Source organism: Miniimonas sp. S16, assembly GCF_057748195.1.
The window spans coordinates 1,458,299-1,482,412 of the sequence record NZ_CM173242.1; the positions used below are offsets into that span (position 1 = coordinate 1,458,299).

A 24,114-nucleotide genomic window follows, 5' to 3' on the forward strand; every position below is an offset into this window, starting at 1 on the left:
GCCCCGCCCGGCGCCGCGGTCGGGCGCGGCGCCGGGCGGGGGGTCGGGACGATCAGGACGCGGCGAGCTTGGTGTCCAGCGCCTGCGCGACCTGCTCGGGAGTGATCTGTCCCTGGATCATCCGCTGGATCTGCGCCACGGCCTCGACGTTGAGCACGTCCTCCGAGCGCTGCCAGGAGATCATCGGCAGGTACAGCTGACCGGACCGGATGGACTCGACCATCGGCTCGAAGATCGGGTCCACCGGCGGGTCGAAGTCGCTCGTGACCGTCACGTCGTTCGTCTGCTTCTGCGCGATCTCGACGCCCTCCGGGGAGGCGAGCCAGCCGAGGAACACCTTCGCCGCGGCCTGGTGCGCCTCGTCCGAGGCGGAGTTGATCGCGTAGCCCGGCGACGCGGCGCCGGCGACGAACGGCTTGCCGTCCTCGAGCCCGGGGACCATCGCGTAGGTCCAGTTGAGGTCCGGTGCGGCCTCCTCGATCGCGGCGATGTTCCACGGTCCCGCGTTGAACATCGCCACGCGCCCGGCGGCGAACTCGTCGCGCACCATGTCGCCGTCCAGGCCCACGACGTCGGAGGAGACGAGGCCCTCGGTGTAGAGGCGGTTGTACTCCTCGAGGACCGGCGTCCACTGCTCCTCGAACGTCGACTCGCCCGAGAAGATGAGGTCGTCCAGGCTCGGGTCCATCTCCGAGGACTTGGCGCCGATCATGGCCGAGACGGTGGTCGGCATCTGGTCGACGCTCTCGAGGAACGGCGTGATGCCGGCGTCCTTGAGCTTCTGGCACATCTCGAGGAACTCGTCCCAGGTCTCCGGGACCGAGTCGTAGCCGACCTCCGCGAGCAGGTCCATGTTGTAGGCGTAGCCCGCGGCCCAGGAGGACAGCGAGAGGCCGTAGTACGCGCCGTCGCGGCCGTAGGTCTCGAGGTTGAACGGCTCGACGTTCTTGACGAAGTCCTCGCCCGACAGGTCGACGACGTGCTCGCCGTCGATGAGGTTCGTCTTGTTCTCGGCCGCGATGAGGAAGACGTCCGGTGCGGTGCCGGAGAGCACCTGCGTCTGGAGGGTCTGGATGTACTCCGCGACCGGCGGGGAGTAGGAGACCTCGACCTTGACCTCCGGGTGCGCCTCGCCGAAGGCCTCCAGCACCGGGGTCATCTGCTCCTCCCCCGTCCAGGAGAGGAACGTGATCGTCGTGGTGCCGTCGGCGTCACCGCCGCCGTCGGAACCGCCGCAGGCGGAGAGGGTCATCGCCAGGGCCGCGGCCAGGGCGGCGCCGGCCAGGAGGGGGCGCTTGTTCATCGGAACTCCTTCGTGTCCGTTCATCAGAGGCACTCGTGCGGCACTCGTCGGCATGCTCGAGGACGTCGTCGGCCCCCACTCGGTCAGTGGTCGATCAGGGGTCCGACACTCGCCCGGGAACGTTCGCGGGCGAAGGCTTTATCGATATACCTGGGTGCTGACAGGTACTGTTACAGCCGCCGCCCGCGGACGTCAACCCGCAGGGCGGCGCAGATGTTAACGATCAAGCAACGATCCTCGCTGCGGCGCGGCCGGCGAGCGGGCGATCTGACGGGCGGGGGTGACGACGCATGGCACCGGTGACGATGAGCGACGTCGCGCGCGTGGCCGGCGTCTCGGTCATGACCGTCTCCAACGTCGTGAACGGCCGGCCACGGGTCAGCGCGGAGACGCGCCTGCGCGTGCTCGAGGTCGTCGCGGACCTCGGCTACGAGGTCAACCTCACGGCCAAGCGCCTGCGTGCGGGTCGCACCGGGACCGTCGCGCTCGTCGTCCCCCGGTTCGACCACCCGTACTTCGGCGAGCTCGCCGGGCGGTTCGCCACCCTGCTGGGCGAGAAGGGGCTGCACCTCGCGGTCGAGCAGAGCGGCGCGAGCCGCGAGGGCGAGCTGTCCGCCGTCTCGCACGCCCGCCTGCACATGTACGACGGCGTGATCCTCAGCGTGGTCGGCCTGCACTACGACGACGTCGACCGCCTGCGCACCGACCTCCCGATCGTGCTGCTGGGCGAGCAGGTGGTCCCCGAGCGGTTCGACCACGTGATGATGGCCAACGTCGAGGGCGCGCGCCTCGCGACCGCCCACCTCCTCGAGCGCGGGTCCCGACGGGTCGCGATGGCGGGCGGCACGCCGTCGGGTCCGTCGACGGGAGCGTCGGAGCTGCGCAGCGAGGGGTGGCGCGCGGCGCACCGGGACGCCGGGCTCGAGCCCCCCGAGGACCTGCTCGTCCCGATGCCGGACCTCGAGGCGGCGACGGCGCACCGTGTCGTCGCCGAGGCGCTCGCTGGGGCGCGGGAGCGCGGCGCGCTGCCGGACGCAGTGTTCGCGGTGACCGACCAGGTGTCGCTCGGTGTGCGGGCCGCGCTGCACGACGCCGGGCTGCGCGTCCCGCAGGACGTGCGGCTCATCGGGTTCGACGACCTCGGCCTGGTCCAGCACGTCCCGCCTGGCCTCAGCAGCGTCGACCCGCACAACGGGTGGATCGTCGAGCGCGCGAGCGACCTGCTGCTGCGCCGCATCGCGGGCTCGACCGAGCCGCCGCAGCACCTGGTCGCGCCGGTGTCGGTCGTGGCACGGGCCTCGACCGCCTGAGTCCGCACAGCGTCGCCGTCGCGCCCGCCCGCCGCCGTCCGTTCACCCGGACGCGGTGCTCCGGCGCCCTCCCGACACACGAATGCGGGACACTACGCCCGGCAGCTCGCCCGGCGGCCCCGACCCTGATCCCGACTTCCCCAGGAGGTAAGCCATGCGCGCTCCCGCGGCTCCGCCGTCGACCATCGACCTGCGCCACGCCGTCGCGATCGGGACGCCGAAGGCGGTCGAGCTGTGGCTCGACGTGGTGGACGATCCGGTCGAGCGTGCGGACGAGCTGACGGCGCTGACCCGCGCCGAGGTCGTGCGCCTGAGCGAGCTCCTCCCCGTGCCCGCAGCGGTCGAGATCGCGGACACGCTCGACCTGCACGTCCTCGTCGACGCCGTGCGGATCGTGCCGCCGCGCGCCACCGCGAACATGCTCGCCGAGCTCGAGTCCGACCGCGCCGCCGAGGTGCTGCGCGAGCTCGACGCGGCCGAGCGCGAGCCGATCGTCGCACTGCTGGACCCCGAGCGCGCCGCCGCGATGCGGGCGCTCCTCGCGTGGCCGGAGGAGTCCGCGGCCGACATTCTTGACAAGCCGACGGCTGCCGTGTCCCAGCACCTCGCGAAGCTGCGGTGGGGTCGGATCGTGAAGTCCCGCCAGGAGGGCACTCGGGTCTTCTACTCCCTGGTCGACGAGCACGCCCGGACGCTGGTGACGCAGGCCGTCTTCCAGGCGCAGCACGCGCTCGGGGACGATCCCGAGCACCACCGGGGCTCGACCGGCTCGTCACGCTCGTCGCGCTCGTCGGGCTCGACCGGCTCATCAGCGTGAACCCGCTCGGCAGCCCCACCTTTCGCCGACTCTTCACCGCGCAGGTCGTCTCGCTGGCGGGGACGGGGCTGGCCACCGTGGCCCTCGGCCTGCTCGCCTACGACGTCGCCGGCGCGCAGGCCGGTCAGGTGCTCGGGACGGTGTTCGCGATCAAGATGGTCGCCTACGTCCTGGTGGCGCCGCTGGCCGCGGCGCTCGTGGTGCGGGTCCCGCGGCGGACGGCTCTCGTGGGAGCCGACCTTCTCCGCGCAGGCATCGCCCTGTGTCTGCCTTTCGTCGGCGCGACGTGGCAGGTGTACGTGCTCGTGTTCGTGCTGCAGGCGGCGTCCGCACTGCACACCCCGACCTGGCAGTCCGCGGTCCCCGACGTCCTCCCGGACGAGGGCACCTACACCCGTGCCCTGTCCTACTCCCGCGTCGCCGACGACCTCGAGCTCGTGCTCTCGCCCGTGCTCGCGGCCGCGCTGCTGCTCGTGGTCTCCTCGCACGCGTTGTTCGTCGGCACCGGGATCGGCTTCGCCGCCTCCGCCGTGCTGGTCGCGTCCGTCGTCGTGCCGCCGGTCGCGCGGTCCGTCTCACGCGATCGCGACGGAGGCGGGGTTCACGACGGCGCCGACGGCGGGTGGGGCGGCGTGACTCCGGTCGGGACCGACGGCGACGAGCGCGCCGGCGCCGGCCCGGACTTCGGGGAGCTCCCGCTCGGTGTGCGCGTGCGGCGTGGAGTGAGCCTCATGGTGCGCTCGCCGTCGCTGCGACCCGTCCTCGCGCTCAACCTCGCGGTCGCCGCAGCGGGCGCCTTCGTCCTCGTGCAGACGGTGGTGATCGCCCGGTCGACCTTCGGCCAGGGCGACAGCGAGGTCGCGCTCCTGCTCGCCGTCAACGGCGCGGGCTCGATCAGTGCGGCCGTGCTGCTGCCGCGGGTGCTGCGACGAGTGTCCGAGCGCACGGTGATGCTGGGCGGCGGAAGCGTGCTCGCCGTCGCGACGGCGCTCGTCCCGCTCGCGCTCGCGGTCCCCACGCCGGTCGCGGGTCTGGTCGCGGTAGGTGCGCTGTGGCTCACCGTCGGCGCGGCATGGGCGTGCACCGAGGTCCCGATCGCGCGGCTCATCGTGCGCGACGTGCCCGACGGCGAACGGCCCGCGGTCTTCGCGGCACAGTTCTCGCTCTCGCACGCATGCTGGCTGGTCACCTACCCCGTGGCCGGCTGGCTCGGCGCCGCAGGACTCACGTCCGCCGCGCTCGTGCTGGCGGCGACCAGCCTGACCGCGACCATCACCGCCGTCGCGCTCTGGCCGCGCGACCGCGCGCGGTCAGCGGTCGTTGTGGCCTGACGGGAGAGCGACTGCCTGTGATGCCAGAGCGACTCACCGAGGCCGCGCTCCGGGGACCGGGCCCCTCACCTGCGCCGATGCCCGCGCCGTCACGCGAGCAGGCGGTTGAGTCGCTGTGGCGTCACCGCGAGTCGCTCTGGCGTGGCGCTGCCTGATCGAGCGCTGAGGGATGCCCGCCGGGCAAAGGCGCGCATGAGGACCATCACAGCGCTCGCCGTCGCCCGGGCGGGCCAAGGTCGACGGACGACGTCGTCGGCCACCGGAAGGGGTGGGCCCCGTGGGGATCGAACCCACAACCCGCGGATTAAAAGTCCGCTGCTCTGCCAGTTGAGCTAGAGGCCCGCACGACGGCGAAGCACCCTCGCGCGCCCGGCAAGCCTAGACCTCGAGCCCGCATCGACCACCGGCGAGGCCTCGCGCGCGCCATACTCGCGGGCACGGTCACATTGACTGGTCAGATCGGCCGCGCCCTGACCGCAGAACGGACGCCCGGGCATCGTCGCAGATGAGAGCCGTGTGCCGATGCCGCCGATCGGCACGGCGGCGCGTCGATCCGACTCGACCAGTCAAAGCGTCGCGGGCGCGGACCAGGAGCCGCCCGATCGCGGCACCCCGCCCGCGCCCACCCCTACGCGAGCACCACCGCCTGCGCCTGCGCCTGCAGCGCCAGCTCCGCCGCCTTGAACGCGTGCGCCTGCGTCATTGCGTTCTCGGTCCGCTCGAGCACGTCGAGGATGAGCTGCCCGAAGTAGGGGAAGCCGACCTGACCGTTCGCGCGGAGGTGGTGCTCGCCGTCGGAGTCCACGAGGAACACGTGGCCGCCCTCGGCCTCACGCGCGACGTCGATGTACTTGCGCAGCTCGATGTACCCGTCGGTGCCGAGCAGGAAGGTCCGCCCGTCGCCCCACGTGCCCAGGCCGTCCGGGGTGAACCAGTCCACCCGGCAGTACCCGCTCGCGCCGCCCTCGAGCGCCACGCTCGCCTCGCCGAAGTCGTCCAGCTCGGGGTGCTCGGGGTGGTGGTAGTTGGCGATCGCCGCGTTGGTCACGCGCCCGTCCGTCGCGCCGGTGAAGTAGAGCATCTGCTCCATGTTGTGCGAGCCGATGTCGCACAGGATCCCGCCGTAGCGCTCCTTCTCGAAGAACCAGTCCGGCCTACCCGTGCCGAGCCGGTGCGGGCCGAGCCCGAGCACCTGCACCACGCGCCCGATCGCCCCCCGCTCCACGAGCTGGCCCGCGAGCACGGCGGCCTCCACGTGGATGCGCTCGGAGTAGTAGACGGCGTACTTGCGACCCGTGCGCGCCGTCGCCTCCCGCGCCGCCGCGAGCTGGTCCAGCGTGGTGAGCGGCGCTTTGTCCGTGAAGTAGTCCTTGCCCGCCTCGATCACGCGCAGCCCGAGCGCGCACCGGTCCGCGGTGACGGCCGCGCCGGCGACCAGCAGCACGGCGGGGTCGTCCAGCACCTCCGCCTCGCTGCGCGCCACGCGCACCTGCGGGAACCTGGTGCGGAACGCCTCGACCTTCTGCGGGTCGGGGTCGTAGACCCACGCAAGCGTGCCGCCCGCGCCGATCAGCCCCTCGGTCATCCCGTAGATGTGGCCATGGTCGAGGCCGACGGCCGCGAACACGAACTCCCCCGGCGCGACCACGGGGGCCGGCATGGGGGCGGGGGCGTACTGGGCGCCGCTGGCGCTGGTCATGATGGAACTCCTCGTGAGGTCACAGGGTGGGAAGGAACGGCTCAGCGCTCGGCCATCGCGGCCGCGCCGACGCGCGTGTCGCCGTCGAGCTCTACGGCGTAGGTCTGCTTCTCGAAGAAGTGCGGCGCCCGCTCGACGAGCGCGCCCGCGCGGTAGAACGGGTTGTCCTCGCTCAGCGGCAGGTCGACCGTCCGGCGCTCGATGCCGGCCTGGTAGATCGCGGTGACGAGCTCGACGGCGTTGCGCCCGTCCGCCCCGCCGATCGCCGGGGCGCGGCCTTCGCGGATCGCCGCGAGCACGTCGGCGACCTGACCCGCGTGCCCCAGGTGCGGCAGCGGCACGTGCGAGGCGGCCAGGGCGTTCAGCCGCGCGACGAGCTCGACGTCGCCCTCCGGCGTGCCGAACCCGCTCGGGTTCGCGACCTCGGCGACGGCGCGCCACGGCTGGGACACCCGCGCCTTCTCGGCCTGCACGACGATGCCCTGCTCCTCGCCGTGGTGCACCACCGACGCGGTGATCTCCGACAGGGCGCGCCCGTGGGTGAGCACCGCGACGGACAGGTCCTCGACCTCGGAGTTCTCGTGCTGCGCATTCGTGAGCACGGCGGTCACCGAGTCGGGCCGTCCGATGAGCCACAGCGTGAGGTCGAGGTGGTGGATCGCGTGGTTGAGCGTGCAGCCACCGCCCTCCGACGCCCACGTGCCACGCCAGTCGAGGTCGTAGTACTCCGTCCCGCGCCACCATGCCGAGTCCACCCGCACGTGCGACAGCGAGCCCACCAGCCCGGAGTCGAGCACCTCCTTGAGCGTCGCGGTGTCGTCGCGGAACCGGTTCTGCGCCACCACCGAGAGCACGCGCCCGGACCGCTGCGCCGCCGCGATCATCGCGTCGCACTCCTCGAGCGACGGCGCCATCGGCTTCTCCACCAGCACGTGCACCCCGGCGTCCAGCGCCGCGACCGTGAGCGCGGCGTGCGTCGCCGGCGGCGTCGCGATGCTCACGAGGTCCACGTTTCCGACGACGAGCATCGCCGACGCGTCCTCGTACACCTCCGCGTCGGCCAGGCCGAGCTCGTCGCGCGCCCGCGCGGCGCGGCCGGGCACCGGGTCGACGAGCGCGACGATGCGCGCCTCGTCCGGGAACCGCTGGTAGGCCGCGACGTGTGCGCGGGCGATGCTTCCGGTCCCGACGATGCCGATCCTGAGCACGTGCTGTCCTCCGCCCGAGGCGCCGGCACCGTGGCCGCGCCTCCCATGAATACGTATTTATCGCGGTGTCAGTACACTCGCTGAGCGGCGGCCTGTCAACCCGTCGGACGGCACCGGGACACGGTCGGTCGCGATCGGACCCGGACGGAGCGACGGGAGCGGAGATGGGACGAGCACCGACGAGCCGCGACGTCGCGCGCGCCGCGGGCGTCGCGCAGTCCACCGTCTCGCACGTGCTCACCGGCCGCGCCACCGTCGCCCCCGAGACCCGCGAGCGAGTGCTGCGGGCCATCGCGGACCTCGGCTACCAGCCGAACCTCGCGGCCCGCTCGATGCGCACCCGCCGCACCGGCCGGCTCGCCGTCGTGCTGTCGGTGTCGCTCGTGCGTCCGGTTCAGGTGCTCGACGGCGCGACGCAGGTCGCGCTCGAGGCGGGCTACGCCGTCGAGGTGCACAGCGTCGAGGGCGATGCCGCCACGGTGCGCGAGCGCGTCGCCGCGCTGGCCCGGTCGGGCCAGTACGAGGGGATCGTGGTGCTCGCTCCGCTCGGGCCGTGGCCCGCTGAGGGCGCCCCGGGCGCCGCGGGCGGCACGAGGAGCAGCGACGACGCCGCGCCCGCCGAGGGCGAGGCGTCCGCGGACCAGGGCTCCGCCGTCGTGGTCGCGTCCCCCGACTTCGACGACCACCTGCGAGGCGCCGGCGGCCTCGCGGACGCCTCGGCCGTGCGGGAGTTCGTGGCGCACCTCGCCGACCTGGGATACCACCGCTTCCTGCACGTCGCCGGCCCCGTGGCCTACCCCTCGGCGCGCGCCCGGGCCGAGGCGTACCGCGCCGCCGTCGCCGCGCTCGGCGTCGAGTCGCTCGGCGTCCACCAGGGCGACTGGGGTGGTGCGTGCGGGGTCGAGGCGATCCTCGCGCTGCCTGCGGAAGCGCCGCCGCTGGCCGTCATCGCCGCGAACGACGTCGTGGCGACCGGGGTCCTGCGCGGCGCGCACGAGCGGGGCTGGACGCGGCCCGGGCAGCTCGCCGTGACCGGCTGGGACGACCAGCCGACGTCGGCGTTCCTCGTCCCCTCGCTCACGACCGTGACCGTGGATCGGCCCGAGCTCGGGCGGCGTGCGATGCGACTGCTGCTCGCGCGGCTGCGCGGGGGCCCGAGCGGCCCAGCCGATGCCGCCGCTCCCGACCCCCTCGAGGACCACCCGGTGCACCAGATCGTCTGGCGCGAGTCGACCCTGGCGCGCGCGGCCTCGGCCGGGTGAGACTGGGCCATGACCTCCGACGCACCCCGCACGCAGGGCCCCGACCCCGACGGCCCGCCCACCGAGGTGCTGCTGCGCCCCGAGCGCTCGCGCTACGAGATCCTCGTCGGCGGCCGCCTCGCGGGCATCGCGGCGTTCACGGAGATCGACGGCGTCACCGTCTTCACGCACACCGTGGTGCAGGACGAGTTCGAGGGACAGGGCTACGCGAGCGCGATGGTCGACGGAGCGATCGCCGACGTCGTCGCTCGCGGCGGCAGGTTCGCCGCGATCTGCCCGTACGTGCGGCACTGGCTCACCAAGTTCCACCAGCACGACGCCGCACTCGCCCCGCTCCCGACGGCGGTCGCCGGCGGCCGCCTCCTCGACTGACCCCCGCGACCGCGATGACCGACCTCCAGACGCGTCCCGTCGAGACCAGCTGTCCGGCCGCGCACGACGCACGGCTCGCCGTCGGGCCCGTGCTCGAGCGCTACGACGAGCGCGAGGTGCCGCTCGGCGGGATCCGCGCCGCCCGCGTGCAGCGCACGCTGCCGCACCGCGAGCTGCCGACGGTCGGAGCGTGGTGCTTCCTCGACGCGTTCGCGCCGGGCGAACCGCCGATGAACGTCCTGCCGCATCCGCACATCGGGCTGCAGACGGTGACGTTGCCACTCGAGGGGCAGATGCTGCACCGTGACTCCCTCGGCTCGGTCCAGCTGCTCGAGCCGGGCGAGCTCAACCTCATGACCAGCGGCGACGGCATCGCGCACTCGGAGTTCCTCGTCGACGACGCCGGCGCGCGCGGGCTGCAGCTCTGGGTCGCCCTGCCGCACGAGTCGCGCTTCACCGAGCCCGCCTTCGAGCACGTGAGGGACCTGCCCGTCGTCGCCTACCCAGGCGCCCGGGTGACGGTCTTCCTCGGGGAGCACGACGGCGCAGCCTCGCCCGCGCGCACCTTCTCGCCCCTCGTCGGGGCGCAGGTCGACCTGGACCCCGGGACCCGGATCGCGCTGCCGCTGCGGACCGACTGGGAGCACGCCGTGCAGGTGACCGACGGCGTCGTGGTCGCCGAGGGTGAGCTGCTGCGACCCGGTCCGCTGCTCTACCTCGGCACGCACCGCGAGCACGTGACGCTCGAGGCGCCGGAGACGGAGGCGCGGCTCGTGCTCATCGGCGGCGAGCCGCTCGAGGAGGACCTGCTCATGTGGTGGAACTTCGTCGGGCGCCGGCACGAGGACGTCGTGGCTGCGCGCGAGGACTGGGAGGACGCCGAACGGCGCGTCGCCCGCTTCGGCGTGGTGGAGGGGCACGACGGCGCACGCATCCCCGCACCCGTCCTGCCGCTCGTGCGGCTCAACCCGCGGCGCCGGCGGCCGTGAGGGCTGTGGGCGCGTGCCGACTGGTCGGTGGCGTGGCGGTCAGGCCGGCTTTACCGGACTGTGGTGTCTGCATGGCACAGTAGGCACACAGGCCTGACAAGGGCAGCTGACGAAAGGAACGACATGGGCTTCATCGGATGGATCGTCCTGGGCCTGATCGCCGGCGCGATCGCCAAGGCCATCCTCAAGGACCGCGCTCCTGGCGGCTTCCTTGGCACCCTCATCCTGGGTGTCGTGGGCGCGGTCGTCGGCGGATGGCTGGGATCGCTCATCTTTGACGCACCGCTCGAGGACTTCTGGAGCCTGCAGACGTGGGTGCTCGCGATCATCGGATCCGTGATCGTGCTGTGGATCGTGGGGGCTCTCACCGGCAGGCGCAAGGTCTGACCGCGTCTCCGCGTCGCTCGCTCCCTGCTCGCTCCGTGTGCCCCTTTCCCGTCAGGGAGCGGGGCACACGGCGTCGAGGCGGACTGCCGGGTACGCACCGGCCCACGGAGCGTGACGACGTCGGCACAGCCCGAGCCCGACGGCGCCGCGCCCCTCACGCGTCGGCGTGCGGACGCGTCGCGAGCGCGACGGCCGCGCTGATCGCGACCACCCCGAGCAGCTCCCCAACGCTGGGCAGCTGGCGCAGCGAGAGGAACCCGACGAGCGTCGCGGTGGCCGGCAGCAGTGCGTTGAGCAGCGCGAACACCGACGTCGAGAGCCGCTTCATCGCCACCTGGTCCAGCGCGTACGGCACGACGCTGGAGAGCACGGCGACGCCGAGCACCAGCGCGACCGTGTGCGCGTCCGCCACGAGCGGTGCGGCGTCGGGGAGCCCGACCACGGCGTACCCGACCGCCGCGGTGACCATCCCGAGCGCGAGCGACGCCATCCCGCGACGCAGGGCGCCGACCGGCTGGCCGCCGCGGGCGCGCACCGCACCGCCGGTGTCGCCGTCGCCGTCGCCGTAGCCGGCGTGGTCGCCGTCGCCGGTGTCGCCGTCGCCGACAGGAGCGCCACCGTCTGCGACGTCGTGCCCGACCACCGCGCCGGTGTCCGGCTCGACTGACGCGACCTCCCCCGCCCGCGCGGCGATCCGCCGACCGACCACCATGTAGCCGGCCCACGCCGCACCAGCGGCGAGCGCGAACAGCACCCCGACCGCGGAGCCCGAGCCGAGGTGCGCCCAGTCGACCTCGCCGAGGCTGATCACCGCGACGCCGCCGGCCGCGAGCAGCGGTGCGAGCAGCCGTCGCGCGGACCACGGGCTGCGGTCGCTCGCGACGGCCACGGCGACCGGCCCGGTGAACTCGATCGCGACCGCCGCGCCGAGCGGCAGGTGGTCGATCGCGACGTAGAACAGCAGGTTCATCCCGCCGAGCAGGATCCCGAACAGTGCCGCGACGCCCAGGCTGCGCCGCGTCCAGGTCAGTTGCCACGGCCGCGCGAGCGCCACCAGCACGACCGCCGCGACGACCAGCCGCGCCCAGCCGACCGAGACGGCGCTCGCCGTCGCGAACAGGCCCACCGCGAGCGCCGCGCCGTAGTACATCGAGACGCCCGCGCCCAGGAAGAGCGCGGGAGCGGGGACACGATCCGCGAAGGAGGGTGCGCCGTCGGGCACGGCCCTCACGCGAGGACCGCGGCGGTGAGGAGGACGACGGGCACCGACAGGATCGTCGTGACCAGCACCGACTCACGTGCGAGGACCACGCCACGGTCGTAGCGCATCGCGTAGGTGAAGACGTTCTGCGCGGTCGGCAGGGCGGCGATGACGACCGCCGCGAGCAGCGTCGGCCCGCTCAGCCCGACGGCGAGCCCCACCCCCCACGCGAGCGCCGGCTGGACGAACGACTTGAGCACGACGGCGAGCACCAGCTGGGAGCGCATGTCGCTTCTCCCTGGCATCGGCGAGCCGCGCAGGGAGATGCCGAACGCGAGCAGCATCGCCGGGACGGCGAGGCCGCCGAGCGTCTGGATCGGCGCGAGCACGACCTCGGGCGGCTGCCAGTGCGCGACCGCGGACACCACCCCGGCGGCCGACGCCATCAGCGTGGGGTTGAGCAGCGGGGTGAGCGCGTTGCGCAGGGTCGTGCCCTGACCGCGCTTCTCGAGCAGGTCGAGCACGACGAACGAGGCGGGCGCGAGGATCGTGAGCTGGAAGATCATCGTGGGCGCGACGGCCTCCGCGCCGCCGAGCGCGTAGACCGCGATCGGGATGCCGAGGTTGCCGGCGTTGACATACCCCGCGCAGAGGCCGCCGATCACGGTTTCGCCGGCCGGTCGGCGCATGAGCAGCCGCGCCGTGAGCAGGTAGGCGAGGATCATCGCGAGCGCCGTGCCGTAGGACACGAGCGACCGGGTGTCGACGAGCGTGCCGACCTCGGCGCCGCTCAGCGTGACGTAGAGCAGGGCGGGGCTGCCCACGAAGAACGCGAGGCGGCTGAGCACGCCGCCCGCCGCGTCACCGAGGATCCCGAGACGTCCCAGCAGATACCCGACGGCGATGATCGCGCTGATCAGCGCGAAACCCTCGAGAACGCCCGTCACGCGGTCAAGTTACCGTCCGGGCCCGGGCGGCGTCCGGGCCGTTCGGCCACCGGGCGCCGCCTCGCCTCGCCCGTTCGCGAGAGGAAGTCGGTCCTTTCGCGAGAGGAAGTCCGTCCTTTCGCGAGAGGAAGTCGGTCCTTTCGCGAGAGGGAGTCCGTCCTTTCGCGAGGTGATGTACGTCAGCGTGCGCGACCGACATCACCTCGCGAAAGGACCAACATCACCTCGCGAACGGGGTGGGAGCTGCGGCCCTCAGGCGTCGGCGTCGGCGTCGGCGTCGGGGGCGAACGTCAGCGAGACCGAGTTCATGCAGAAGCGGTCGCCGGTAGGGGTCTGCGGGGCGTCGTCGAAGACGTGTCCGAGGTGCGAGCCGCAGGTCGCGCAGCGGACCTCGGTGCGGACCATGCCGTGGCTGCGGTCCTCGATGAGCTCGACGGCGTCGCCCTCCTTGGGCGCGTAGAAGCTGGGCCAACCGCAGTGGCTGTCGAACTTCGTCTCGGCGCGGAACAGCTCCGCCCCGCACGCGCGACAGGAGTAGACGCCCTCACGCTTCTCGTCGAGCAGCTCACCGGTCCAGGCCCGCTCCGTCGCGGCCTCGCGGAGCACGGCGTACTCCTGGGCGCCGAGCAGGTCGCGCCACTCCGCGTCGCTCTTCCACACCTTGTAGTCCATGGGTCCTCCTCGTCGCGTGGATCGGCGCGGCGCCCACGCGCCACGACCCCACCTGGCACAACCGTGGCGCACGCGTCGGTGTTCCCGCAGCCCTGCTCGCTCCGTGGGCAGCGGCTGCGTCACTCCCGCGCGGCAGGATGGTGCCCATGAAGCTCCTGCTCCCGGACAACGTCCCGCTGCACCCCGAGCTGCCCGACGGCGTGGAGGTCGTCGTGTACAGCCGTCGCGTCCCGATCCCGAAGGAGCACCGCGACGCCGAGGCGGTGGTGCTGTGGGCGTCGCGCCAGGGCTGGCTCGAGCAGGCGGCGCGCGACCTCACGCAGCTGCGGCTCGTGCAGTCGCTGTCGGCCGGGACCGACACGATCGAGGCGGCGGGCTTCCACGACGGCGCGACGATCTGCTCGGGCGTCGGACTGCACGACATCACCGTGGCCGAGCACGCCCTCGGCCTCATCATCGCGGCGGCGCGACGGCTGGATGTCGCGGTCCGTGCCGTCGACTCCCACCGCTGGGCCCGAGAGCTGTCGGTGGACCAGCCGCTGGACAACGCCACGGCGTTCACGATGGTGCACGGCGCGCGCGTGGTGATCTGGGGGTTCGGCGGCATCGGCCAGCGCCTGGCCGGTCACCTGCGCGCGCTCGGCGCCGAGGTCACCGGGATCGCCCGGTCGGCCGGCGAGCGCGCGGGGTTCCCCGTGGTCACGCAGGAGGACCTGCCGCGCGTCCTCGCCGACGCCGACGTGCTGGTGGACGTGCTGCCCGCGACGGACGAGACCGAGCACGCCGTGTCCGCCGAGGTGCTCGCCATGCTGCCGCGCAAGGCATGGCTCGTGAACGTGGGCCGGGGCGCCACGGTCGACCAGGCGGCGCTGGTGGCAGCGCTGCACGACGGCGTGATCGCGGGCGCCGCGCTCGACGTCATGACGCCGGAGCCTCTGCCCGCGGACGACCCCCTGTGGGACGCGCCGAACCTCATCCTCACGCCGCACTCGGCGGGCGGGCGCCCGCTCGGGGCCGACGAGCTGATCGCGGCGAACGTGCGGGCGCTGCTCGCGGGCGAGCCGCTGCGCAACGTGGTCCGCGCGGGCTGATCGGTCGCCAGCCGCGCCGAGCGTCACACCAGCGGGAACCCGGCCGAACCCGGCCCCGCCAGGCCGCCCACCCCAACCACCCATGTGACGCTCAGCGCGGCCCACACCCGCCAGCCGCGCCGAGCACACCAGCGGGAACCCGGCCGAACCCGGCCCCGCCAGGCCGCCCACCCCAACCACCCATGTGACGCTCAGCGCGGCCCACACCCGCCAGCCGCGCCGAGCGTCACACCAGCGGGAACCCGGCCGAACCCGGCCCCGCCAGGCTGCCACCCCAACCACCCATGTGACGCTCAGCGCGGCCCACACCCGCCAGCCGCGCCGAGCGTCACACCGGCGGGAACCCGGCCGAACCCGGCCCCGCCAGGCCGCCCACCCCAACCACCCATGTGACGCTCAGCGCGGCCCACACCCGCCAGCCGCGCCGAGCGTCACACCGGCGGGGGGGGCCGACGCAGCCCCGCGCCACCCCCGACCACAGCGGTCAGAGCGTCTGCACGATGAGCGCGTTCCCGTCCCCACCGGCGAGGCGACGCACGCCGTCGGGCGGGTGGGCGTGCTCGAGGCCCGGCGCGGCGACGATCGGGAGCAGCGCGGCGAGGTCGTCCGGCGCCAGCGGCACGCCGCCCATCACGAGGTGCTCCACGGGCGTCAGCGTGCGGATCGCGATCGTGTCCACCGACTCGGGGAACTCGCTCGCGAAGTCGGCGTAGATGGCGGGGTCGTGCTGGCCGTCGTCGCCGACGAGGAACCACTTCAGCTCGGGGAACTCGGTCCGCAGCCGGCGCAGCTGGCTGCGCTTGTGCTCGAGCCCGGACCGGAACCAGCGCTGGGTCGAGGGGCCCCAGTCGGTCATGATGCACGCGCCCGCGGGGAAGTCGTGCCGGCGCAGGAAGTCGCGGATCACCGGGGCGTAGTTCCACGCCCCGGTCGAGATGTAGACGACGAACCCCGCGCTCTCCCGGTTGAGGAACGTCGCCATGCCGGGCACGGGCCGCCGCGACCCCTCCTGCATGACGAACGTGTTCCAGAACGCCTGCAACGGGCTCGGCAGGAGCGTGACCATGACGGTGTCGTCGATGTCGGAGACGATGCCGCGCCCGATCGTCGGGTCGATCACGTCGACGTGCCCACGACCGGCCTCCGCGCCGCCCGGAACCGAGACCTGGATCTCGTGCCGCCCCGGCGGCAGGTCCACCGGGATGCGCAGGTCGAGATGCCCCCCAGGCTCCGTGCGCGCGCGGTGCACGGTCTGCCCGATCCGGATCCGCGCGGGCAGGTTCGGCGCGGACACCGAGAGGTAGCGCCGCCAGCCGCGCGAGCGTCCCTCGGCGCTGCGGCGCTGGGTCGGCGGCATCACCAGGACGCGACACAGCACGCGCACCCAGCCGGGCCCGGAGTCGGTGGCGGCGCGGCCGTAGGAGTCGAACACCAGCGGCGTCGGACGCCACCCCCGGCGCGCCATCGCGTTCGACGCGCGCCGCTCGATCACGGCCTCGATGGCGGCGGCTGTCTTCGGGCCCCAGGCCTCGTCGACACTGCCGTGCGCACTCGTCATGTCTCCAGCGTGCCGCATGCGGGCCCGTTGCCCTACCCCCACGCACGACGGCGAGCACCGGCGCCGCTCGCAGCGTCACCCGACAAGCGCGCCCCACGGTGACGAAGCGGGCGCCCGCCCGCACGACTCCCCGGCACGACGGCGAGCGACAGCCCCGCCGTCGGCCGGCGGTCAGCGCGGGATCAGCCCGCGATCGGCGCGGCGTGCTCGTGCGGGCCCGCAGCAGCGCACCCGACCGACAACGGACGACCGGCCGACCAACGACGGACGTTGGCCGAGGGTCGGTCGACGACCGGCGGTCGACGCGGGATCAGCCCGCGATCAGCGCTGCGTCATCGGGACGATCGAGGAGCTCGACGTCGAGTAGCTCACGGGCGCGCGGCCGGAGCGACGGCTCGGGCCCTGCGCCGAGCGCTGACCCTGGCCACCACGACCGGCACCCTGGCCACCACGACCGGCACCCTGGCCACCACGACCCGCACCCTGGCCACCACGACCCGCACCCTGACCGCCGCGAGGCGCACCCCCGGGGACGTCGCTGCCGCGCGTGCCGTGCCCGCGGGACTCACCCGCGGGGCCCTGGGCGGCGGTGCGCTGCCCGCGACGACGACCGTTCGGCGCGCCGGACGGTCCACCCTTGCCCGCGCCGGCGCCACCGCCGGCGCCGCCACGCGAACCGGGAGCCGACGTGCGGGAGCCGGGCTGCGCCGTCGTGCGCGTGGCGGTGCTACGCCCACCGACGGTCGAGCCGACGCCGGAGGCGGGCCGGCCCTTGCGGCGACCGCCGCCGGAGGCCGCGGACGGCTCGGGCTTGCGCGCGGCGCCCGACGGGGCGTCGGCCGGCGCGACGCGCGCGGCGACCTCGCCCACGAGCGCCGTGACGGCCTCGTCGGTGGGGCGCACGCGCTGCGGCGTGGCGCGGATCTTGGCCAGGCGCAGCAGCGTCGCGACGTCGGAGCGCTGCTCCGGGAGCATGAGCGTGACGACGTCGCCGCCCGCGCCGGCGCGCGCCGTGCGGCCCGAGCGGTGCAGGTACGCCTTGTGCTCGGTGGGCGGGTCGACGTGGACGACGAGGTCGACGTCGTCGACGTGGATGCCACGCGCGGCGATGTCGGTGGCGACCATGACGCGGACCTCGCCCGAGGAGAACGCCGCGAGGTTGCGCTCACGCGCGTTCTGGGACAGGTTGCCGTGCAGGTCGGCGGCGGGGATGCCGGACTCGGTCAGGCGACGCGCCATCTGCCGCGCCTGGTGCTTGGTGCGCAGGAACAGCAGGCGGCGGCCGGTGCCCGAGGCGAGCGCCTCGACCACGCTGCGCTTGGCCTCGACGTCGGCCACCTCGAACACGTGGTGCGTGAGCGCGGCGACCGGTGAGCTCTCGGGGTCCACCGAGTGCGAGACGGGCGAGTGCAGGAACCGCTTGACGAGCGTGTTCACGCCGTTGTCGAGCGTCGCGGAGAAGAGCATGCGCTGGCCGGTGGTCGGGGTCGCCGCCAAGATCCGGGTGACGCCGGGCAGGAAGCCGAGGTCGGCCATGTGGTCCGCCTCGTCCAGCACGGTGATCTCGACGGCGTCGAGCCAGACGTGCTTCTGGCCCATGAGGTCCTCGAGCCGGCCGGGGCACGCCACGACGATGTCCACGCCGCCGCGCAGCGCGCTGACCTGCTTGACCTGGGACACGCCGCCGAAGATCGTCGTGACGCTGAGCCGGGCCGCCTTGGCCAGGGGCTCGAGCGTCTCGGTGATCTGGTTGGCCAGCTCGCGGGTCGGGGCGAGCACGAGGCCACGGGGCCGGCCGGGGGCGGCGCGGCGACCCTCGGCGAGCCGAGCCACGAGCGGCAGGCTGAACGCGATGGTCTTGCCCGAGCCCGTGCGGCCGCGGCCGAGCACGTCACGCCCCGCGAGCGAGTCGGGCAGCGTCGCGGTCTGGATGGGGAAGGGCTCGGTGATGCCGCGCGCCTCGAGGGAGGCGGCGAGCGGCGCGGGGACGCCGAGCGCGGTGAAGGAAGCGGAAGAGGTCAACGGGTGTCCGTCTCTGAGTCTGCGGGCGGCCTGATCAGGGCGCGCGCGGCCGGGGGCCGCGGTGAGTGCGATCGCTGCTGGGCGGGGGCTTGGCCCCGCACGTCGGCCGAGGCGGCCGGACCAGCGCGGAAGAGTCTCGCGGCACGACGCGCAGGTGGCGCGCCGTCACGTCCATCCTGGCACACCGCACCACCGGCGGACCGGCGAGGGAGTGTGACCCTCCCCTCAGGTGAGGGCGGGTGCGAGACTCGGGAGAGGGGACCGTGCCGTCGCGGGCCCCGGCCGACCGGGTCGCGGCCACCGCTCCCGTGTTCGCTTTTGGTAGAATCTGTCGGAATGTGACAGAATGCGAGGCGTCGGCGCAGCGCCGACCGGACGGAGGACGTGAAGCATGTCGTGGCTCGTGACCGGCGGCGCCGGCTACATCGGATCGCACGTGGTGCGGGCGTTCGAGGACGCGGGAATCGCCGTCGTCGTCGTGGACGATCTCTCCTCGGGTCACCGCGAGTACGTGCCCGACGGCGTGCCGTTCGTGGAGGCGTCGATCCTGGACACCGCAGTGCTCACCAGCGCGATCCGGACCCACGCGGTCACCGGGGTGGTGCACCTCGCGGGCTTCAAGTACGCGGGCGTCTCGGTGCAGCGGCCACTGCACACCTACGAGCAGAACGTCACCGGAACGGCGCACCTGCTCGAGGCGATGGTCGCCACGGGCGTCACTGACCTCGTGTTCTCCTCCTCGGCTGCGACCTACGGCACCCCGCGGGTCGACCTCGTCACCGAGGCCACGCAGACCCATCCGGAGTCCCCGTACGGCGAGAGCAAGCTGATCGGCGAGTGGCTCATCGCCGACGCCGGCCGCGCCCACGGCATCCGGCACACGTCGCTGCGCTACTTCAACGTCGTCGGCTCGCTGCCCGGGCTCGCAGACACGTCCCCGCACAACCTCTTCCCGCTCGTCGTGCAGGCGCTCACGCAGGGCCGCACCCCGCGCATCAACGGCGACGACTACGCCACGCCCGACGGCACCAACGTGCGCGACTACGTGCACGTCGTCGACCTCGCCGCCGCCCACGTGGCCGCGGCGAAGGCGCTGGCCGCGGGCCGCGAGCTCGAGCGCGTCTACAACCTCGGCTCGGGCGACGGACTGTCGGTGAAGCAGATCATGGATGCGTTCGCGCAGGTCACGGGCCTCGACTTCACCCCGGAGATCGGGCCGCGCCGCCCGGGCGACCCGGACCGCATCGTCGCCGACGGCACGCTCGCCGCGCGCGACATCGGCTGGGCGATGCGCCACACGGTCCAGGACATGGTCGCGAGCGCCTGGGCCGCACGGCCCAGCGCCTAACCCACCGCGAGGGTCTTGCGCCCCCACCGCGAGGGTCCAGCGCCTAACCCACCGCGAGGGTCTTGCGCCCCCACCGCGAGGGCCTTCGGCCCCGCCTGCTCACTGGACTCACGCGTGTGAGCCCACCTCCGGGTGCTCTCGCGTGTGCGAGGCCGGCTCGATCTGCAGGGTGGAGTGCTCGACGTCGAAGTGCCCGTGCAGGCACTCCTGCAGGGCGTCGAGAACCGTGCAGTAGCCGCTCGCCGTCGCGACCTCGTCCGCGACCACGACGTGCGCCGAGAGCACCGGCACGCCTGAGGTGATCGTCCAGGCGTGCAGATCGTGCACCGCCACGACGCCGGGCACGCCCAGCAGGTGTTCGCGCACGTCAGCAACGCTGACCTGGTCCGGCGCGCCCTCGAGCAGCACTCGGGCCACGTCGCGCAGCAGGGACAGCGCGCGAGGCACGATGAGGACACCGATCGCGAGCGACGCGACGGCGTCAGCCCGTTCCCACCCTGTCGTCAGGACGAGCACGCTCGCCACGATCACGGCGGCGGATCCGAACAGGTCCCCGAGGACCTCGAGGTAGGCGCCGCGGACGTTGAGGCTCTCCTCACGGCCGCCGGCGAGCAGGCGCAGCGCGACGAGGTTCGCCACCAGGCCGAGGATGCCGACGGCGAGCATCACCGGCGCCTCGACGGCCTCCGGCGCGGCGAGCCGGCGGACGCCCTCCACAAGCACGGTGATCCCCACGACCGTCAGGATCACGCCGTTGACCAGGGCAGCGAGGATCTCCGCGCGCTGCCAGCCGAAGGTCCAGCGCGGCGTCGCGGGCCGCTGCGCGAGCCAGGTCGCGACGAGCGCGATCGTCAGGCCGGCCGAGTCCGAGAGCATGTGCCCGGCGTCGGCGAGCAGCGCGAGGGAGCCCGAGACGAACGCGGCGACGAGCTCGATGAGCATCACCGAGACGGTGATCGTGAGCGCCGCGACGAGGCGACGACGGTGCCGCGCCCCCGCGGTCCCCCTCAGAGGTGCGCCGGTGCCGTGGTCGTGTCCCATCACGCCTCCTCGTGCTCGTGCACGACGGCGTGCAGCCCCTCCTCGAGGAGCTCCTCCGCACGCTCGACGAGGGAGAGCAGGGCGGGTGTCGCGAGCCGGTAGTAAGTCGCACGGCCCGCGGTGCGGGACAGCAGCAGGCCCGCGTCCCGCAGGACGGCGACGTGCGCCGACGTCGTGGACTGCGCCAGCCCGACCGCGGCGACGAGGTCCGTGACGCGCGCCTCGCCGTCGGCCAGGGCGTGCACGATCGTCAGGCGAGCCGGCTCACCGACGGCGCGGAACGTCGCGGCGACCGCGTCGTGGTCGTGGCGGGGGTGCTGCCCGGCGTCCGGGGCGCCGTGCCGACTGGAGCCTGGAGTGCGGTCGGGCGGGGCGGTCGCGTCGGACACCGCCGTATTCATCGTCATGCGGCGATGCTATCGCCATATGTCGATGTAGCGCTATCCCGAGCTCGCGCGGCTCCGTCACGCTCGCGCTGCTGCGTGCCGCAGGGTGCCGGGCCGGGCGGAACGACGCAGAGCGGCAGGCTAGGACGACGCACCGCCGCGCGCGTCGTCGATGAAGTCCTGCACACCCGCGGCCACGGCCTGCGCGACGGCGAGCTGGCCCGCGGGGTCGGTGAGCGTCGCGGCGTCGCTGGCGTTGCGCAGGTTCCCCATCTCCACAATCACGGCGGGCTTGCTGGACAGGTTCAGCGTGCCGTAGTCGTTCGACGCGCGGATCGCGTCCGCGACGTAGGTCGCCCGCGGGAGCCCGGCGGCGTCGAGGCGGGCGCGGAGGGCCTCCGCCAGGCGCACCGACTCCGCGCGCGTCGCTTGGTCGGGCCCGGGGACCAGCAGGTGGAAGCCGTACTCCCCCGAGGGCGCGCCGTCGCCGTGCAGGCTGACGAGCGCGGCGGCCCGGTCGTTGGCCAGCGACCCGCGCACGTCGACGCAGGGACCCCACAGGGCGTCGTCGTCGGAGTCGCGGGTGAGCACGACCTGCGCGCCGGCGGACTCCAGTCCGGCGGTGAGCGCCTGCGCGACGCCCCATGTGATCGTCGCCTCGGGCACGTCGTCGGGCGTCGCGGTGCCGGTCGTGTTGCACGCCTTGCGCACACCCATCCCCGCGTCGACGATCGCGCTGATCTCGGCCGGGAAGTGCCGGTTGCCGAGCTGGTGGCCGGGGTCGACGACCACCACGACGCCGGCGAGCGGCGGGTCTGCGGTCGCTACCGCCGTCGGGTTGTCGCTCGGGACTGGGTAACCCTCCGACTCGGCCGGCCCGGGCGACTCCAGCGGCGAGGCTGCCACCGACCCCGGCGCGGCGACCGACGGCGACGGCGAGCCGGACGACCCGGGTGCGCTCGCCGTCGGGCCCGGTGGGGTGCAGGCGGCGAGGGCGCACGCCGCGGCGAGGAGCAGTCCCGCACGCAGGGCCGCGACCGCGCGAGCGCTCACCCGAGAGCGATGCTCCGTCACCCCCATCCGAGCTCGTGCAGGCGCTCGTCGTCGATGCCGAAGTGGTGCGCGATCTCGTGCACGACCGTGACCGCGACCTCCTGCGCGACCTCCTCGGCGTCCTCGCAGATCTGCAGCGTCGGGAGGCGGTAGATGGTGATCCGGTCCGGCAGCGAGCCCGCGCCCCACCACTCCCCGCGCTCGGTGAGCGGCGTGCCCTCGTAGAGGCCGAGGAGGTCCTCGTCCTCGCCGTCGGGCGGGGCGTCCTCGACGAGGACGACGACGTTGTCCATCAGGGCGGTGAGCTCTGGCGGGACGAGGTCCAGCCCGTCCGCGACGCACCCCTCGAAGTCCTCGACGCTCATCTCGACGGCCACGACAGCGACGGTACGCGAGCACGCGGTCCAACTGTCCGCGATTTCGCGATGCGCGCCCGCGTCCCGTATGCTCGCCGAGGTCTTGAGCGCCGGGCGCGGCTCGGGAGCCCAAGCGGGCCCCCATCGTCTAGCGGCCCAGGACCCCGCCCTTTCACGGCGGTAGCACGGGTTCGAATCCCGTTGGGGGTACGGATTCGTGTGAGTGGAAACCACGTAGTAAGGTCTCTCCGCTGCCTCGCGCAGCACGAGGCCCCGTAGCGCAGTTGGTTAGCGCGCCGCCCTGTCACGGCGGAGGTCGCGGGTTCAAGTCCCGTCGGGGTCGCGGAACACTCGGCCGGTCGCCTTCCACCCGGAAGGCAGCCGGCCGATCGTTCAGGGCTCTGTAGCTCAGTTGGTAGAGCGCACGACTGAAAATCGTGAGGTCACGGGATCGACGCCCGTCGGAGCCACCCGATCGAACCGCAGCACGCACGCCCCGCCCGGCGCCCACTCAGGCTTCCGAGCGGGGCTTCGTCGTTCGTGTGAGCCGCCGCGACTAGGCTCGTCCAGTGCCCGAGCCCGACGACGACGCCACCGCCCGCGCGTCAGCGACGGTCACGGCACTGCACGAGGCACTCGTCGACCACGACCTCGGCCCCTTCCTCGCCACCCCCTGCGGGATCCTCGCGCCGCTCCTCGGGCGACTCGCGGACGATCCCCGCGCGGACTACCGCGTGGTCACCCGGGAGGACAACGCCGTCGGGATCGCGGCGGGCCACGCGCTCGCCGGACGCCCCGCCACCGTGCTCATGCAGAACTCCGGCTTCGGTCTGTGCGTCAACGCGCTCGCCTCGCTCGTCGTGCCGTACGCCCTCCCGATGCTGCTCGTGGTGAGCCTGCGCGGCACCGGCGTCGACGACACCCCCGAGAACGCCGGCATGGGCGCCCTCACGGCGCCGACCCTCGCCGGGCTCGGCGTCCGCCACGAGATGCTCGACGCCGAACACGTGCCCGAGCAGATCGCTCGCCTCGCGCGCGTCGTGCGCGAGGAGCGCCGGCCGGCCGCGCTGCTCGTGGCCCCCGAGCAGCTCGGGTGGCGGCCGTGAGCGGGACTGACGCGACGCCGTCGCGCACCCTCGCGGGGACTGACGCGACGCCGTCGGGCACCTTCGCCAAGGCCGACGCCGTGGCGCTCGCCCTCGACACGCTGCCCGGCCCCGCCGTGTGCACCACGGGCTACACCGCGCGCCTGGGCGCCGCGCGCGGCGAGGACCGCGTGCTGCCGCTCGTCGGGTCGATGGGCCTCGCGCTGCCCGTGGGCATCGGCATCGCGGCCACCACGGGCCGCACCACGCTCGTGCTCGACGGCGACGGCAGCCTCCTCATGAACCCTGCGGACCTGCTCGAGCTGGGGTCGCGACCGGACCTGCCGCTCGTGCACGTCGTGCTCGACGACGGGGCGTACGCCTCGACCGGCGCCCAGCCCGTGCCGTCGCAGCGGGTGGACGTCCCCGCTCTGGCCCGGGCGGCCGGGGTGACCGACGCACGCCGGGTCGAGGGCGCCGACGCGCTGCGCGCCGCGCTGCTCGAGGCCGCGCAGGCCCGGCGGCCCGTGGTGCTGCACTGCCCCGTCACGTCGGACTCCGGGCCGCCCGCCCCGCGGGTCGACACGCCCCTGCCCACGCTGGCGCGACGGTTCACCATGGAGGCGTTCGAGCGCGGCGAGCCCCGCGAGCGGTAGCCGGGACGAGCGGCAGCGGC

At 73.8% G+C, this 24,114-nt stretch carries 23 protein-coding genes and 4 tRNA genes; 14 read left to right on the forward strand and 13 right to left on the reverse strand.

Features of this window, described 5'->3' with window-relative positions; translation table 11 throughout:
• Window positions 1-52: 52 nt before the first annotated feature.
• Window positions 53-1,303, reverse strand: a complete 1,251-nt coding sequence (locus AC3AQ1_RS06340) for an ABC transporter substrate-binding protein (protein ID WP_159096415.1) — start codon at window positions 1,301-1,303, stop codon at window positions 53-55.
• A 290-nt stretch (window positions 1,304-1,593) separates the two neighbouring features.
• Here AC3AQ1_RS06340 and AC3AQ1_RS06345 point away from each other — a divergent pair, with 290 nt between their 5' ends.
• The 3 genes from AC3AQ1_RS06345 to AC3AQ1_RS06355 all read left to right on the forward strand — a co-directional run bounded on the left by AC3AQ1_RS06345 (window position 1,594) and on the right by AC3AQ1_RS06355 (window position 4,761).
• Entirely contained in the window at window positions 1,594-2,613 is a 1,020-nt protein-coding gene (locus tag AC3AQ1_RS06345; RefSeq protein WP_199916543.1) for a LacI family DNA-binding transcriptional regulator, read from the forward strand.
• 154 nt (window positions 2,614-2,767) lie between these two features.
• Window positions 2,768-3,430: a magnesium transporter MgtE N-terminal domain-containing protein gene (locus AC3AQ1_RS06350; protein WP_108718287.1), complete on the forward strand. Its 663-nt coding sequence runs from the start codon at window positions 2,768-2,770 to the stop codon at window positions 3,428-3,430.
• Window positions 3,427-4,761, forward strand: coding sequence for an MFS transporter (locus AC3AQ1_RS06355; RefSeq protein WP_108718288.1), 1,335 nt, complete (start codon window positions 3,427-3,429; stop codon window positions 4,759-4,761). Before AC3AQ1_RS06350 ends, AC3AQ1_RS06355 begins: the two co-directional genes overlap by 4 nt.
• A gap of 269 nt (window positions 4,762-5,030) precedes the next feature.
• On the opposite strand, the gene AC3AQ1_RS06360 is transcribed toward AC3AQ1_RS06355, so the two are convergent.
• The 3 genes from AC3AQ1_RS06360 to AC3AQ1_RS06370 form a co-directional block, all read right to left on the reverse strand.
• Window positions 5,031-5,103 (reverse strand) — tRNA-Lys (locus AC3AQ1_RS06360).
• A gap of 286 nt (window positions 5,104-5,389) precedes the next feature.
• Window positions 5,390-6,460 carry a Gfo/Idh/MocA family protein gene (locus tag AC3AQ1_RS06365; protein ID WP_108718289.1) on the reverse strand — a complete coding sequence of 357 codons (1,071 nt, stop codon included), beginning with the start codon at window positions 6,458-6,460 and terminating at the stop codon, window positions 5,390-5,392.
• 41 nt (window positions 6,461-6,501) lie between these two features.
• Window positions 6,502-7,668: a Gfo/Idh/MocA family protein gene (locus tag AC3AQ1_RS06370; RefSeq protein ID WP_108718290.1), complete on the reverse strand. Its 1,167-nt coding sequence runs from the start codon at window positions 7,666-7,668 to the stop codon at window positions 6,502-6,504.
• A gap of 164 nt (window positions 7,669-7,832) precedes the next feature.
• On the opposite strand from AC3AQ1_RS06370, the gene AC3AQ1_RS06375 reads away from it, so the two are divergent.
• From AC3AQ1_RS06375 to AC3AQ1_RS06390, 4 genes are all read left to right on the forward strand, one after another.
• Complete coding sequence (locus tag AC3AQ1_RS06375) at window positions 7,833-8,930, forward strand: LacI family DNA-binding transcriptional regulator (RefSeq protein ID WP_108718291.1); 1,098 nt, start codon at window positions 7,833-7,835, stop codon at window positions 8,928-8,930.
• Window positions 8,931-8,939: 9 nt separating this feature from the next.
• Window positions 8,940-9,302 carry a GNAT family N-acetyltransferase gene (locus tag AC3AQ1_RS06380; protein ID WP_108718292.1) on the forward strand — a complete coding sequence of 121 codons (363 nt, stop codon included), beginning with the start codon at window positions 8,940-8,942 and terminating at the stop codon, window positions 9,300-9,302.
• A 14-nt stretch (window positions 9,303-9,316) separates the two neighbouring features.
• A complete protein-coding gene (locus AC3AQ1_RS06385) occupies window positions 9,317-10,291 on the forward strand; it encodes a pirin family protein (protein ID WP_108718293.1) in 975 nt (324 codons plus the stop codon).
• A 123-nt stretch (window positions 10,292-10,414) separates the two neighbouring features.
• Entirely contained in the window at window positions 10,415-10,678 is a 264-nt protein-coding gene (locus AC3AQ1_RS06390; protein WP_108718294.1) for a GlsB/YeaQ/YmgE family stress response membrane protein, read from the forward strand.
• A 154-nt stretch (window positions 10,679-10,832) separates the two neighbouring features.
• Here AC3AQ1_RS06390 and AC3AQ1_RS06395 read toward each other — a convergent pair whose 3' ends face one another.
• From AC3AQ1_RS06395 to msrB, 3 genes are all read right to left on the reverse strand, one after another.
• Window positions 10,833-11,909: an EamA family transporter gene (locus tag AC3AQ1_RS06395; RefSeq protein ID WP_488301227.1), complete on the reverse strand. Its 1,077-nt coding sequence runs from the start codon at window positions 11,907-11,909 to the stop codon at window positions 10,833-10,835.
• Window positions 11,906-12,826, reverse strand: a complete 921-nt coding sequence (locus AC3AQ1_RS06400; RefSeq protein WP_108718295.1) for an AEC family transporter — start codon at window positions 12,824-12,826, stop codon at window positions 11,906-11,908. The genes AC3AQ1_RS06395 and AC3AQ1_RS06400 overlap by 4 nt, the downstream gene beginning before the upstream one ends.
• A 252-nt stretch (window positions 12,827-13,078) precedes the next feature.
• The gene (gene msrB, locus AC3AQ1_RS06405; protein WP_108718296.1) at window positions 13,079-13,498 is read right to left on the reverse strand and encodes a peptide-methionine (R)-S-oxide reductase MsrB; all 420 of its coding nucleotides are present in this window, start codon (window positions 13,496-13,498) and stop codon (window positions 13,079-13,081) included.
• A 146-nt stretch (window positions 13,499-13,644) separates the two neighbouring features.
• Between msrB and AC3AQ1_RS06410 the strand changes: the two genes are divergently transcribed.
• The gene (locus AC3AQ1_RS06410; protein WP_108718297.1) at window positions 13,645-14,589 is read left to right on the forward strand and encodes an NAD(P)-dependent oxidoreductase; all 945 of its coding nucleotides are present in this window, start codon (window positions 13,645-13,647) and stop codon (window positions 14,587-14,589) included.
• A gap of 484 nt (window positions 14,590-15,073) precedes the next feature.
• On the opposite strand, the gene AC3AQ1_RS06415 is transcribed toward AC3AQ1_RS06410, so the two are convergent.
• Window positions 15,074-16,147 carry an App1 family protein phosphatidate phosphatase gene (locus tag AC3AQ1_RS06415; protein ID WP_159096416.1) on the reverse strand — a complete coding sequence of 358 codons (1,074 nt, stop codon included), beginning with the start codon at window positions 16,145-16,147 and terminating at the stop codon, window positions 15,074-15,076.
• A gap of 321 nt (window positions 16,148-16,468) precedes the next feature.
• Window positions 16,469-18,169 (reverse strand): DEAD/DEAH box helicase, encoded by a 1,701-nt coding sequence (locus tag AC3AQ1_RS06420; protein ID WP_199916544.1) that lies wholly within the window; start codon window positions 18,167-18,169, stop codon window positions 16,469-16,471.
• 391 nt (window positions 18,170-18,560) lie between these two features.
• Between AC3AQ1_RS06420 and galE the strand changes: the two genes are divergently transcribed.
• Complete coding sequence (gene galE, locus AC3AQ1_RS06425; RefSeq protein ID WP_108718300.1) at window positions 18,561-19,517, forward strand: UDP-glucose 4-epimerase GalE; 957 nt, start codon at window positions 18,561-18,563, stop codon at window positions 19,515-19,517.
• Between the two features lie 108 nt (window positions 19,518-19,625).
• On the opposite strand, the gene AC3AQ1_RS06430 is transcribed toward galE, so the two are convergent.
• From AC3AQ1_RS06430 to AC3AQ1_RS06445, 4 genes are all read right to left on the reverse strand, one after another.
• Window positions 19,626-20,558, reverse strand: coding sequence for a cation diffusion facilitator family transporter (locus AC3AQ1_RS06430; protein ID WP_108718301.1), 933 nt, complete (start codon window positions 20,556-20,558; stop codon window positions 19,626-19,628).
• Complete coding sequence (locus tag AC3AQ1_RS06435) at window positions 20,558-20,965, reverse strand: ArsR/SmtB family transcription factor (RefSeq protein WP_108718302.1); 408 nt, start codon at window positions 20,963-20,965, stop codon at window positions 20,558-20,560. Before AC3AQ1_RS06435 ends, AC3AQ1_RS06430 begins: the two co-directional genes overlap by 1 nt.
• Before the next feature lie 120 nt (window positions 20,966-21,085).
• Window positions 21,086-21,997 (reverse strand): N-acetylmuramoyl-L-alanine amidase family protein, encoded by a 912-nt coding sequence (locus AC3AQ1_RS06440; protein ID WP_159096417.1) that lies wholly within the window; start codon window positions 21,995-21,997, stop codon window positions 21,086-21,088.
• Window positions 21,998-22,014: 17 nt separating this feature from the next.
• A complete protein-coding gene (locus AC3AQ1_RS06445) occupies window positions 22,015-22,362 on the reverse strand; it encodes a metallopeptidase family protein (protein ID WP_108720034.1) in 348 nt (115 codons plus the stop codon).
• Between the two features lie 128 nt (window positions 22,363-22,490).
• On the opposite strand from AC3AQ1_RS06445, the gene AC3AQ1_RS06450 reads away from it, so the two are divergent.
• The 5 genes from AC3AQ1_RS06450 (at window position 22,491) to AC3AQ1_RS06470 (ending at window position 24,094) form a co-directional block, all read left to right on the forward strand.
• A tRNA-Glu gene (locus tag AC3AQ1_RS06450) sits at window positions 22,491-22,563 on the forward strand.
• A 59-nt stretch (window positions 22,564-22,622) separates the two neighbouring features.
• Window positions 22,623-22,696: transfer RNA gene (locus AC3AQ1_RS06455), tRNA-Asp, on the forward strand.
• A 54-nt stretch (window positions 22,697-22,750) separates the two neighbouring features.
• Window positions 22,751-22,823, forward strand: a tRNA-Phe gene (locus AC3AQ1_RS06460).
• A gap of 99 nt (window positions 22,824-22,922) precedes the next feature.
• Window positions 22,923-23,459 (forward strand): thiamine pyrophosphate-binding protein, encoded by a 537-nt coding sequence (locus AC3AQ1_RS06465; protein ID WP_108718304.1) that lies wholly within the window; start codon window positions 22,923-22,925, stop codon window positions 23,457-23,459.
• A complete protein-coding gene (locus tag AC3AQ1_RS06470; RefSeq protein WP_159096418.1) occupies window positions 23,456-24,094 on the forward strand; it encodes a thiamine pyrophosphate-dependent enzyme in 639 nt (212 codons plus the stop codon). Before AC3AQ1_RS06465 ends, AC3AQ1_RS06470 begins: the two co-directional genes overlap by 4 nt.
• The last annotated feature ends 20 nt before the right edge of the window (window positions 24,095-24,114 follow it).